The organism is Companilactobacillus nantensis DSM 16982 (assembly GCF_001435815.1).
In the GTDB taxonomy this organism is placed as follows: domain Bacteria; phylum Bacillota; class Bacilli; order Lactobacillales; family Lactobacillaceae; genus Companilactobacillus; species Companilactobacillus nantensis.
The window spans coordinates 44,213-57,471 of the sequence record NZ_AZFV01000007.1; the positions used below are offsets into that span (position 1 = coordinate 44,213).

The following is a 13,259-nucleotide window of genomic DNA, read 5'->3' on the forward strand; positions in this document are numbered from 1 at the left end:
TTTTTACCTGCTATGAGAAACCTCTGACTAAGATATTTTAATAATTTAAAAACAAAATCCAGATAATCTTGAGAACTTTAATGTTCTCTTAGATTATCTGGATTTTTTACTTCTATATTATTAATTCATTTGAAAAAAATGGTTGGAAGAGCTGAGAGTATTCCTATGCAGCAAAAACTCGAGACTGTCATTTGGATCGAACGATTCCGCACAACCTAATGAATACCTTCAGTTCTGGAAATGACATTTTTCACTAAACCATCATTCTAACTGAAAAAAGTTCTACTTAGCTAACGACAAGAAATGTGTTTCTCCATTATGACCGTTGGTTAAGAGACTGACATTCCAATATCCATCAACCAATTTCACTTGTAAATTCTTATCACTATTCATAAGTCTATATCCATTATCTTTAATCTTGAAAGTTGTTTCAGCTCCAATATTTTGACTTGGATCAGAAATACCAAATAACTTTTGATTACCATTATCAATCTTTGTGACTGAAATTGGATTGGTAAACTCCATACCATCAACTTTTTCATCACCAGCTTTGAAGATATTAATTCCAGTAGTAGCACCATATTTAACGATTTGAGCATCATTAGTATTCTTAATAATCTTCGGAACTGTTATGTTATTAAACTCATCTAAACTGACATTCGGATAAATTACGTAATTATAAGTATCATCCGCTTGAACATGATTCTTATAAATTTCTAAATACTTTCTAATATATTCGGTCTTACTCTCAGCAGTATTGATTTCGGACCAAGCACCTTGACGTTCAATCAATCCCAAATTGAGATTTTGAGGTGTAATAAATTTATACCCAATCGACTCGTCTGGCTTATCAGATTGTAAATATATAGAAGAAACATTTTCTAATTGTTGAGGATTATTCAATTTTGGTTCATAAACAGCTCCGTTAACATAAATCGTATATTTTGAAGTATCTGCTAATTTACGGTTATCAATCACTGTCAGAGCTTTATTTTTGGAGGTATTATTGATTGCACTTCCCAAAGCAACCACGCCATCATTCATCAAGAACCACGACTTGTGAGCTGTTAAATTTCCGTCATTATTGATGAAATCCATGGCGATGGAACCAACATTACCAATTGAACCAATATTTCCAAATACAGAGCCACCGACAAAACTTTTGGTTGAAGGTTTGGCACCGGCAGCATTCTTCTGAACAGCATCAGTTTCTGTTGTACCAGGAAGTCTGTACGGATCGACTGTCGCCCAATAGTTGTCATTGTATTGATTCAAATCATTATTATAGACAAACAGCATCCCGTCACCTGTGTACCAACCATGTAAATTCTCGTTGTTAAGTGATTCATAACGCTTGATACGACTAGAAGACATATTGATTCCTATCGCAAAATTCTTGGAACCATTCTTCAGCAAAACTTTGTCCATCGTTGCAAAATTATATAGATTAGTATTTTGAAAATCAGCGGCTTCAATCGTATCATCATTCATAATCTTAGAAATCAAATCAACATCACGATAACTCGTCAATTGTTGAATATAATTTTCATAATTATTACCGTAGCTCAGCCAATATTTAATCAAACTTTGAAATTTGGCTTTTTCGGATGCTGGATAAGTACTGATAACACGTGTAATCGATCTGATTAGATCCGCCCCAGAGTCATTTGATTGGAAATAAGCTCGTGAAATTGCTCGACCACGGACCATATCCATCGAATTACCTTTATAAACAAAAGGTGAAAATCCTTTTTCAACCCAAAACTTAATTGAATTCATCGAATCATCGCTTAAAGCATAGGGAGTGCCTTGAATCACCGGCAACAATTGTGAAACACCATCAACCAAAACATTGCCGTATGAGGCATTGTAGCCAACATTCTCATGTTGGATGAATGAACCATCACGATAAAACCCTTCTCCATCATTGACCAGCGGAAAGACTTTTTCCAAAGCCTTGATTGCTTTCTTCAAACCAGACTCATCCTTTTCAATCAATGCTTGAATGATTTTAACTTTAGCAATATCAACTTGATTGGCACCCGTTGCTTCGGCTTTATATTGGGGATAGACACTACCTCGGAAATAATCAGGATCAGGTACAAAGAAAGTAATTGCATCCATTGAATTTTTAACTTGTTCTTTGGTTAAATATGGCTGCATAACTGTTGCAATATTGTTGACGAAAAGTGGCGTACCAATTTCCCAATCCCACCAATTACCATAAGCCTTGATATTTTGATTATATTTATTGACGTTCAACCAATTGAAACCATCCACAACATCTTTGACCATTTGTGGGTCATTGTAATACTTCGAACCTGGATTGACGGTAGCAATAGCTAACGACTCCAAATTACGATAATCAGTTGTGATATGTGCTGAAGTTGTTAATTCCTCGATTCCATTCCAAAGGTTCTTACGTTGATCACTCTTATCCATAGAATTCCAAAGTTGAGTGACTTTCTTGTCCTTTTGTGAACCCATTTGAGTCATTTCTTGATTGGAGTTGTCATAATAACTATCACCTACGACAACATCTTTCCATGACTGTAACATTTTGTCGTAGTCATCTTTATTAGATGTATCTGTTTTGGGAGTATCTTGGGCGGCCGTTACTACAGCAACGCTCTTTGATTGCGGTGTTGTGGTAGTAATACTTTCTTTTTGCGGAACTGATTTATTTTGAACTAAAGCATTATAAGTGGTAGTTGGTCTATCATTTTTTAAAGCATTGTTAATATCTGATGTTGTGGTTTGATCTGTGGTAGTTTTTGAATCATCAGAAATTTTACTCTTTGTTTCAAAATTATCTTGGACATTTTCTGCTTTACTATTATCCCCATTATCAGTTGTTGCGGCATCAACATTGTTAACTTGTAAAGCCAAAACTGACAACGTAGCACTGATAAAAATCATATATCTTTTTTTCATAAATAGAATCTCCTTCTTATCCTATTAAAACCATTCGAATATATTTTTAAGCCCTCTGGTTCCCTATGCAAAAAAAATAATTATTTTCCCCAAATATCACCATCCCTATTAAATTTGTGAGGATTGTTGCATTAAAAACAATTAATTCATTCAAATAATATTAATGCATCAATATTATTATTCGTCAAAAATGCCTTTAATCCTCGATTACTTTTACAATATATCTCAATGAAAACGTTTTTACAATCAATATAAAAAAGCTCATTAAGCAAAAAAATAAGAGTCACGATTTTAATTAATCGTGGCTCTTATTGCTTTATTTATTAACATTTATCATTTCTAAATATAATAAAAATTATCAATCCACTTTAAAAGTACAATATCCTTCGGCAACCAAAAGTGGAATACTGCTAAAATTTCAACTTCAAGACCAATCTCAAAACATTAATCGCAGACTTCTGCAAATCACCCAGATACAATTCATTATTGTCTTCCCACTTACCAGTCAAAAGAACATGTTCATCATCAATAATTTGAGCCTCGCCATTGTAAATCCAGTCTTTGACACGATCATTGAGTCGTGAATTACTATCGATTCTAACCTTCACGATTACTTCACCGTCAGCATCAACCACAAAATCATTCCACATTTCTGTTTCGATGAATTGTTTCTTCAATAAATCGTAATCCCTTTTAATCTTAATATTGCCTTGTTCATCAAATTCAGGTCCAAAGTCACTAACTGCACTCATCAACTCTGACTTAGAATTACCAGGCATAATTAAATCATTTCCCGCATGCATGCTTTGTTTTGGATCAGCGGCACTGAACCAGTCGGTCATCACTGCCCCCTGGAAGTTCCATTCATCACGCAAAACATTCGTTAACAAGCCAAAATCAGCAGCCGAGAAGATGCCGTTAACTCGGTTATATGACGTCATAATAGCCATTGGTTGTCCTAATTTAATAGCTATTTCAAAATTACGCAAATAAATTTCTCGTAAGGCTTGCTCACCGATAACGCTATTACCAAAATTACGGAAATTTTCTTGATTATTACCTAAGAAATGCTTCAATGTTACACCAACATTGTCATGCGCTTGGACACCTTTAGTCTCAAAAGCAGCCATTGTTCCTGATAGATAAGGATCTTCGGCAAAATATTCAAAGTTTCTACCACCAAGTGGATCACGATGAATATTCATCCCAGGAGCTAACCAGAGATCAACGCCAAATCCCTTCATTTCCGTTCCAATAGCAAAGCCAACTTTTTCAATCAAATCTTTATTCCATGTTTGAGCTAAAGCCGTTCCGATAGGCCAAGCTGTCGCGTAATGCGTAATAGTTTGTTGATTTCGTTCAAAAACAGGTTCAACTCGCAATCCAGCAGGTCCATCAGCCATAACTACTGCCGGGACTCGTTTATTAGCAATCTGACCAGTTTGACCAGCAGCACCCGGTACTAAATCAGACGAAATGCCGACCATGTTATTCTCACCACTCGACATTTGACCCTCAACTAAATCGACCAACTCCTGCTCTGACAAACTGGCGATAAATTCAGCCAATTCAACATCCCCAGAGGCAACATCTTGCAAAGTCTTACCTTCAGCGTTTCGGACGTGTTCGATGACTTGATCTAAACCTTTACCAGGTAAGTTCTCACGCTCAGCCAAAAAAGTTGTCACATCAGAACTTTCTTGATATTGAACAAACTTTGTTTCGGGGAAATTCTCAGCTTTTAAAATAAAGAATGGCACGCCACTGACTTGTTTCAATGGCACCTTGCTCTTCAATAAAGTCGTTGGGTCAATTCTTGGCTTGAGAACATTTTCTACTTTCTTCAAAATAACTTTTTCATCTAATTTAAAACTAGCTACGACATCATTTTTACGTGAACTGCTACCAACTCTAACGAGATAAGTTCCAGGAACTAAAACATAGGCTCCTAATTCGGTATCAAAGACACTCAAATCAGTAATTGGAACTTCAAACTCCAACGTTTGTTGAGCATGAGGACGAAGATTGGTTGTCTTACTGTATTCAACTAAATCTTGATAAGTTACAGGAATTTCCGTCTGTGGTTTAGAAACGTACACTTGCACACTCTCTTGACCGGAAAAGTTATCGCTCGTATTCTCAACATTTACTTGAAGACGAATTCGTTTTTCATTCACATTAGCCTTTGTTGTTTTAATGAAGAAATTAGCATAACTTTGACCATAACCAAATTCAAAGCGTGGTTTAATATCAAAACTATCAAAGTAACGATAACCGACAAAAATACCTTCAATATATTCTGGATTCGACATCCCAAAGTTTTCCGACGTTGGATAATCATGATAAGAATATGCCCACGTATCAGTCAATTTACCTGAAGGACTCTTCGTACCATCTAAAATATCAGCAATCGCATCGCCAATCGTCATCCCTAATTGAGAAACCAAAATGACACTATCAAGTGTGGGACATTTGTCAATGAAACTAGTATCCATCACACCACCAACATTCAGCAAAACAATGCTGTTAGTATAGTATTCACTCATTCGTTGAATATTCGACAATTCATTATCTGTTAGACGAAAATCGCCTTTATGATTTCGACGGTCATAATTTTCCCCGGAACTACGTGAAATTACGTAAATACCAGTCGTTGCATCATCAAATTCAGCAATCTCAGGATCCTTGAAGTTAAATGCAGGAGCTAACAGAGCCATTGGATCATCTTTTAATTTATCTTCATATAAACTCTTCTGTTGTTGATAATAACGTTGGAGACGCATCAACCATGATTTTGAAGTAACAGTAAAACCCTTGTTTTCTAATCCTTGTAAAATACTTACGATACTACGTTGATTAACATCACCCGAACCAGTGCCTCCTTTGACAGTGGCAAAAGCACCATGTCCATATAAAGCAACTGTTTTATTGCGTAAAGGTAGTACTTGATTTTTATTTTGTAGCAAGACAATAGCTTCCTCAGCTGCCGTCTTAGCTAATTCTTGATTTTCTAACTCACGTTGTGAAATATCGCTTTCCATCTAATCTCTCCTTTGGTGGAAATGTAGTTACTTTAATTTTACACTTTTAAAACCAAAGGGCGAAGTTCATGCGACTAGAAAAAGCAGTTAATTTATTAAAATATTTAATTGTCCATACTAAAGAAAATCATTCTTAAAAATAGTCTTTAAATCTTGGCTCTCCGACAATTCAGAAAATGAAACATTCAAAATAACGATACACTAGCCGGAGGAAACAAGAATTTAGGTCGCTGTGTAGGTGGCGTTAGTGCTTTAAGCTTACACCACCGGACGAGTTTTGAGACCGCTCTTTGGCTCAAATCGGTCCCCATAGCGACCTAAATTTCTTGTTCCTGGAGGCGGCATTTAATTTAATTTTATTTTTAAATAACTCGTTACTTTTTGATAATATCTGATATACAACATTTCACAACACTTCCACCAAGTACCTGCTAATAACATGCTTCCTAAAATATCGCTGGCAAAGTGTCCTCGTAAATACAACCTAGCAAATGAAACAACGAGTAACCAAATGACTGCTAACAAGCCAAAAACAAATCGTGATTCTTGATTTTGAACATATGGTAAGACTAGGTAAATTATGATTAAAACTAGTAACGTTAAACCAAAAATGTGTCCACTTGGGAAGCTGTATCCCGAATCTGGAACAACTTTGTCCGTTGGACGAGCTCGATGAACGACCTCTTTAACGATAAATGCTAATGCATCCCCACCAAGAAAGGTTAATGCTGTCCAAATACCATCGACTTTGCGTTTTTTGGAATAAAATAAAATGGCGATGAACATGGCTAACAAAAGTGATACCACTGGACTACCGATAAAAGATACAACGACCATAATTGAAGTTCTCATCGCATTAACCATTGGTGTGATACTGTTTTGGATTTGCGTATCAAAATTTGCTATGAATGCATTTTTAGTCGTAACCAAAACTTCTAACGATAAAAATAATACCAAGTAGACCACTGTTAAAATGGAACGATTTTTATTTGTTTTAAACATCATGATAAAAACTTCTTTCTTATAATTATTGCCACATAGATAATTAATGAAATAAAACTGACAATTGCTCCTAGTTGTAGCCCTGGAACTTTATACTGCAGCTCAATCTGGTGAAATCCTTTGTCTAATTTCAAATAACTGAGATTTCCTGCGACTTGTTGTAAGGGAACTTCCTTACCATCGACAGTCGCGTGCCAACCTTTATCAAACGGAATACTCAAGAACAGACCTTGATTCTTTTTAGCGATGGTTACTGTTCCCAACATATTATCTGAGGTTGATTTATAGACATTCAATTTCTGCTGATTCAACTTATTGACTGATTGTGCAAAAGTCTGTTCATTTAATGTTGCCAATTTTTTGATTGGTATCTTTTTGGAACTATTGATCGTAACGGATTGATTTTGTTGCTGCTTTCCTAAATCAATCACATCACCAGTACTGACAGAGCTAACATCTATTTTTTTATTATCAACTTTCAGACTGGTCAGTCCTTTGGGTTTTAATAAATATAGCCTGCCCGTTGCTTGTGGTTTAACGACTAATGTTTTTGATCCGCTACTTTGAACCTTTGGTGCCAAAAAGTAATCTTCCCACTTGTCTGTTAACGATTTCCAAATACGTTCTTGATTTTGAAAAGCACTACTACCTAAAGTTACTTTTAAAATCGAACGGTCAGCGACAGTCCCCAATGTAAGTACTTTATTTGTGAATAAGTCATAATCATTTTTTGACATTCTTAATCGATACTTAACTGCCAGCAATGCATCCGTTAATTGAGTGCCACCTAATGAACCGATACGACGACTATTTTTGCTAAAGTAACCGAGTTTATTCAACATTTGTCGTGTTTGATCATTAAGCGTTGAACTATATAGACTGACACCACGGCTATTAAATAAAAGTGCATCATTGTAATTATTGTATTTAATATCAAAAGCACCATTGATTAAAGATTTTTCATTGTCAACTCGATAAAAACTACTGTCAGAAGCTTGAATTTTTTTGAACCATTTATTTTCAATTCGATAATTTTTTTCGTATGGACCTTGATCTCCGAAACTAGCACCTGTGAGACTAAAGTTAAAATTGATAGCTAGTTCCAAACAAGTTAACAATACTATGAATGCTTTGTAATAATTTGAACGTTGATAAACAGCTAACAACAAACCACTGGCGACGATAAAACCTAAACTAATTGGTAAATATTTGACATTAACCAGTTGGGAATTCTTTATCGCAAAGAAATAACCAATTGTGACCATTGCCATAATTAAAATCGTTGCCAGAAAAATATTTTTATTAGTATTTTTATTTTGAAAAGCTTCATAGGCCAGGATAATAGTGAGGAAGGTAAAGAAATAGACATTTCGAAAGGGAAAACCTTCTGGCTGCTGGAACATGTGCCAAATAGTATTAAATGTACGGATAAATAAGCTTAAGAATAATGTCAGTAATAAAAGACCTGCACTAGTTTTTTGACGACGAGCAATATTTCGATTGAAAAAGAAAAGTAGTACTAAAATTGCTACAACGCAACTCATATAAAAACTAGGGTTGTGTGAAACACGCTGTGTATAGTCACTGCCGACAACACCTAATTGACTGAATGCCGATAAACCAAATGTTGGTGTTGGTAAAAAGCTAGCCAATTTCAACTGTTGTTTACTTGTTTGCATCATACCCAGTAAAGTTGGAATTAAGATGATGGCACTCATTAATCCACCTAAAACTGACGCTACAATATACTTGCTGACTGTTTTCTTAGGAAACTTTTTTTCTAAGTAGCATAGATAAAGAAAGTAGCATACTGAGAATAAACAAGTCATGTATCCCAAATAATAATTAGCTACGATTGTCATTAATAAGCTGACAACATACAACTTACTGGAGCCTTGATAAAAAATTCTTCTAATACCTAAAGTTACTAGAGGCAATAAAATCAAAGCATCCAACCACATCAAATCATAGAAATATAAGGCTACAAAACCCGACATAGCAAAGATAGTTGAGAATAATAAGTTACTATATTTCAATTGATAAACGTTCTTTAAAAAGTAACTCATTGTCAAACCGATTGTTGAAATTTTTAACAAAATAATTATGTCAATTGCAGTTGTAATTTGATTGGCTGGAAAAAGAAACAATATTAAGTTAAATGGGCTCAATAAGTAATATGCCATTAACGGAAAAATATTATCTCCCAGTGACAAGCTGAATGAATAAAATGAGAATTTACCACTAATTAACGTATTACGTAAATACGTCAAAAATGATAAATACTGTGTACCAGTATCACTTATCAAAAGATTGGCATTTCCAAATGGAGTCAATCGTAGATTAATAAAAACTAAAATAACAATCAAAAATGGAATCAAGAACGCGATGGGATAATATGAATATTTTTTTATTTTTTTTGAATCCATCCCTAATCCAATCCTCCTCTATTACTTAAGTAATTTCTCAAAGTGATAATCATAATTGGTAGTAACGAAATAACGACAATCATCACCATAATTAATGAAAAATGATTTTTAACTACTGCGATATTTCCGAAAAAGAAACCTGCGCCGATACACAACAAAACCCATGAGAAACCACCGATAATGTTATAAATCAAAAAGTTCTTGTACTTCATTTCACTACCGCCAGCTGTAAATGGTACGAGTGTTCGAATAATTGGCATAAAACGGCCTAAGAACATGGCTGAATTCCCATGACGGTCAAAGAATTCATGTGCCTGTTGTAAATGCTTAGGCTTTACAATTTTTTGCCAGCGCGGACTCTGACTAATGTGTTCACCAAAACGTTTGCCAATCTCAAAATTCAAACTATCCCCTAAAGATGCTGCTAAACCTAATAAGACAATCAAAAGTAAGGGATTTAAGGAGCTATTCGAAATAGCAGCCAAGGAGCCACAGAGAAACAACAATGAATCTCCTGGCAAAAATGGTAAGACAACAATTCCTGTCTCAATGAAGATCATTAAGAAAATCAAACCATAAACCATCAGACCTGATTGGCTCATTAGTTGTGGTAGAACTGTATCTAAGTGAAATAGAAAAGTTACGATTGCAGTTATCATAAAAAAAGACCTCCATGATTAATTGATTAACGTTAGTTTAATCAGTTAGCCATGAAGGTTAAACGTATAAAAAATGAAATAATTCTGAGAATTTTTCAGAATTGATTTTTTTATGTTTGCCGTCTCCAGAGCGGAACCATATTAACTGGCTGTGCGGACCGATTCGAGCCAAGGTCTCGATTCTCGGTTTGAAGCCTTGCACGCAAGTCTCCAAACACGCCCGGTGGTGTAAGAGCTAAAGCTCTAACGCCACTTTCACTGCCAGTTAATATGGTTCCGCTCTTCCGACTAGTTTGTTTGTGAGTTGGTTGTATGACCTTAAACAAACTATCAAAGTAGAAAAGTTAAAAATAAGAGGCTAGATAAATTTATAATAAATTTTATCTAACCTCTTTGAAATTCCATTCTATCTTATTAAAGTTTTTCAGATAATAATATATGTTACAAATATTAATTACGATATGGAACCAAATATTATTAATATAAATTAAAAGTCACATCATACCAAAAACAACGAATACCTTAGCCACGGGATGAAAACTAAAAAGTCAGCAGTGGTAGTGGTGTTAGCGACTTATCACTTACCCACTGGACTTATTTTGAGATTCGCGTTTTTTGCGAAGCTCAAAATCGAGGGTCGAGACCGCTCTTCGGCTCGAGCCGGTCCTCACAGCGACTTTTTTAGTTTTCATCCTGTGACTGCATACTTCAACAAATCTCTCATTTAAAAATCAAAATAAACTTACTGCCTTGTGGTTTATTATCAACCACTTGTATTTTAATTTGATTGAGATCGGCTAATTTTTTCACGATTGCCAATCCAAGTCCTGTTCCGGGAATTTTTTGGGTACGCGCCTTATCAACTCGATAAAATCGTTCAAAGATTTCTGTTTTATCTTCATCAGGAACCCCTTGACCTTGGTCGATTACTTCAATGGCATGTTCAGTTAAGTTGACTGTAATAGTTGTTGATTTATCAGAATATTTACTAGCGTTATTCAACAATGCCACTAAAATTTGTTCCAAATTATCTCGATTAACTACTAAATATAATTTGGACGCTCCTATTATCACTAACTTTTGTGGAATACTTTCTTGATAAGTTTCTAAAATCATCTCAGTTAATTGTCTAACTTCAACTTTTTCACGTTTAACTTTTAAATTATCCATTCGTGATAAACGTAGTAAACTTTCAACTAACTTTTGCATTCGTTTTGATTCACTATCGATAAATCCTACTGAACGTTCAACTATTTCGGGATGATCTTGTCCATGTCGTTGAATAAATTGCACATGTCCACGAATCGCGGTGATTGGTGTACGCAATTCATGTGATGCATCGGAAACAAATTGTCGGTCACGAATAGCTTGCTGATTCAGTTGCCGTAAAAGTTGATTAAATTCATTGGTCAAATCTTTAACTTCTTGTGGTTTATCGGGTATTGGCAACTGGGTATCATAAGACAGCTGTCCAGATTGATTTATTTGGTGTGTGGAGGAAGTTAAATTTTGGAGTGGCCGATTAAGTTTCTTAGCTAAAGTAATCACTAGCCATAAACCAATCAAAAAACTAATCAACATAACCACTAACAAAATATCAAAAATTAAATGAAAAATATGTGTCACACTGTGAAAGCTGACCCAGATTTCATAACGAATCCCCTTAGTCGTCTGTGCTGTATAGTAATATGGACGCCAGAGATTTCGAATTTCAATATTTTGATCAAATGGTAAATGTTTAACTTTTTTAGCCAAAAACTTATTGGTTCCTGGAGAATAATAAACGTGTTTTTTGCCTTGTTCAGTAAACGATACCCGGACATGAGTATCCTTAGTATTGATATTGCTGTTGCGTCGCCACTGTTCCCAATCAGGACGATCATCTATAAATGAACGTTGTAAACTATCCATTAAGCCATTCGCATCATCAACTGTTGAAGCAGCTAAGGAATAACCAACACCAATAACTAATGATAGTCCCATAATTACGGTAACTAATGCCAATATCAGCGTATAAGTCCATGTCATTTGGGCGGCACTTGAATTATTTTTCACCAGTTTCATAATCGTCATCCCTCAATGTGTAACCAATGCCACGAACTGTTTTAATGATTGAATTTTGGTCATCACTATCAATTTTATGACGCAAATAGCGGATATAAACGTCCACAATATTAGGCTGTCCTTCAAAATCAACACCCCAAACATCATTTAACAATTCATCACGAGTCAACGTTTCATTGATATTTTTCAAAAGAATTAACAATAACTCATATTCTCGTTGCGTCAACTGAACAACTTTATTATCACGTTTCACCTGTCGCGCTTTGGTATCAAGTATGAGATTCTTAACCTTATAAATCGTTGGTTCAGTCGAGTTCTTTTGTTGATGCCGCAAAACGACTCGAATCCGTGCCAATAATTCCTCAATTTCAAACGGCTTCGTTATGTAATCATCAGCACCGCTATCAAGTCCAGCCACTTTATCACCAACGTAATCTCTGGCCGTCAACATGATAACTGGCTTGCCAGACTGTTTACGAATCCGACGCAAAACTTCTAGCCCGTCTAACTTTGCAATCATCCAATCAAGAATCACTAAATCAAGCTGATCTTCATGTTCTTGATACATCTTCCAACCCATTTCACCATCAGTCGCTGTTAAAACCTGATAGTCTTCAAACTCTAATTCTGGTTGTAAATAAGCCACTAAACTCTCCTCATCTTCAACCAATAAAATTGTTTTTTTCATTACATCACCAATTATTTTTTCCAAATTTTCCGAAAAACGAATTTATGAATCAATATGGTTATACCTAATAAAACCAAGCCAATAACCATTTCGCTACCTAAAAAATTCCAACCAATGGCTTGCATGACATTTAACACGGGATTATTAAAAACTGAAATTAGTAATAAGTAGAGAATTATATCTGCTGTAAAAATATTCATGGAACCCTCCTAATAAATGAATAGTAATAGTCCGCCTCCAGGAACAAGAAATTTAGGTCGCTGTGGGGACCGATTCGAGCCAAAGAGCGGTCTCGAATCTCGATTTTGAACCTCGCATAAATCGCGAGTTTCAAAACTCGTCCCGTGGTGTAATGGCTAAAGCCATAACGCCACCTTCACTGCGACCTAAATTCTTGTTCCTTCCGGCTAGTTTATCTGTTGTTTTAATAAAAATAAATTCTCAA

General features: G+C 35.2%; 8 protein-coding genes. All 8 read right to left on the reverse strand.

All coding sequences use genetic code 11. The features are described from left to right. Positions 1-282: 282 nt before the first annotated feature. Complete coding sequence (locus FD31_RS04250; RefSeq protein ID WP_057891525.1) at positions 283-2,934, reverse strand: polysaccharide lyase 8 family protein; 2,652 nt, start codon at positions 2,932-2,934, stop codon at positions 283-285. Between the two features lie 410 nt (positions 2,935-3,344). Further along, the gene (locus FD31_RS04255) at positions 3,345-5,975 is read right to left on the reverse strand and encodes a glycoside hydrolase family 3 protein (RefSeq protein ID WP_057891526.1); all 2,631 of its coding nucleotides are present in this window, start codon (positions 5,973-5,975) and stop codon (positions 3,345-3,347) included. Between the two features lie 345 nt (positions 5,976-6,320). After that, positions 6,321-6,980: a phosphatase PAP2 family protein gene (locus FD31_RS04260; RefSeq protein WP_057891527.1), complete on the reverse strand. Its 660-nt coding sequence runs from the start codon at positions 6,978-6,980 to the stop codon at positions 6,321-6,323. Then, positions 6,977-9,403 (reverse strand): YfhO family protein, encoded by a 2,427-nt coding sequence (locus FD31_RS04265; protein ID WP_057891528.1) that lies wholly within the window; start codon positions 9,401-9,403, stop codon positions 6,977-6,979. Before FD31_RS04265 ends, FD31_RS04260 begins: the two co-directional genes overlap by 4 nt. Positions 9,404-9,405: 2 nt before the next feature. Continuing rightward, on the reverse strand, positions 9,406-10,062 hold the full coding sequence (locus tag FD31_RS04270; RefSeq protein WP_057891529.1) for a VTT domain-containing protein: 657 nt from the start codon (positions 10,060-10,062) through the stop codon (positions 9,406-9,408). A gap of 720 nt (positions 10,063-10,782) precedes the next feature. Continuing rightward, positions 10,783-12,126, reverse strand: coding sequence for a sensor histidine kinase (locus FD31_RS04275; RefSeq protein WP_057891530.1), 1,344 nt, complete (start codon positions 12,124-12,126; stop codon positions 10,783-10,785). Further along, the gene (locus tag FD31_RS04280) at positions 12,107-12,814 is read right to left on the reverse strand and encodes a response regulator transcription factor (RefSeq protein WP_057891531.1); all 708 of its coding nucleotides are present in this window, start codon (positions 12,812-12,814) and stop codon (positions 12,107-12,109) included. The genes FD31_RS04275 and FD31_RS04280 overlap by 20 nt, the downstream gene beginning before the upstream one ends. Before the next feature lie 11 nt (positions 12,815-12,825). Next, entirely contained in the window at positions 12,826-13,014 is a 189-nt protein-coding gene (locus FD31_RS04285) for a hypothetical protein (RefSeq protein WP_057891532.1), read from the reverse strand. Between the last annotated feature and the right edge of the window lie 245 nt (positions 13,015-13,259).

Bases quoted from the DNA above. Each gene is read 5' to 3' on its own strand.
- FD31_RS04250 (WP_057891525.1), bottom strand. From the start codon at position 2,934: ATGAAAAAAAGATATATGATTTTTATCAGTGCTACGTTGTCAGTTTTG.
- FD31_RS04255 (WP_057891526.1), bottom strand. From the start codon at position 5,975: ATGGAAAGCGATATTTCACAACGTGAGTTAGAAAATCAAGAATTAGCT.
- FD31_RS04260 (WP_057891527.1), bottom strand. From the start codon at position 6,980: ATGATGTTTAAAACAAATAAAAATCGTTCCATTTTAACAGTGGTCTAC.
- FD31_RS04265 (WP_057891528.1), bottom strand. From the start codon at position 9,403: ATGGATTCAAAAAAAATAAAAAAATATTCATATTATCCCATCGCGTTC.
- FD31_RS04270 (WP_057891529.1), bottom strand. From the start codon at position 10,062: ATGATAACTGCAATCGTAACTTTTCTATTTCACTTAGATACAGTTCTA.
- FD31_RS04275 (WP_057891530.1), bottom strand. From the start codon at position 12,126: ATGAAACTGGTGAAAAATAATTCAAGTGCCGCCCAAATGACATGGACT.
- FD31_RS04280 (WP_057891531.1), bottom strand. From the start codon at position 12,814: ATGAAAAAAACAATTTTATTGGTTGAAGATGAGGAGAGTTTAGTGGCT.
- FD31_RS04285 (WP_057891532.1), bottom strand. From the start codon at position 13,014: ATGAATATTTTTACAGCAGATATAATTCTCTACTTATTACTAATTTCA.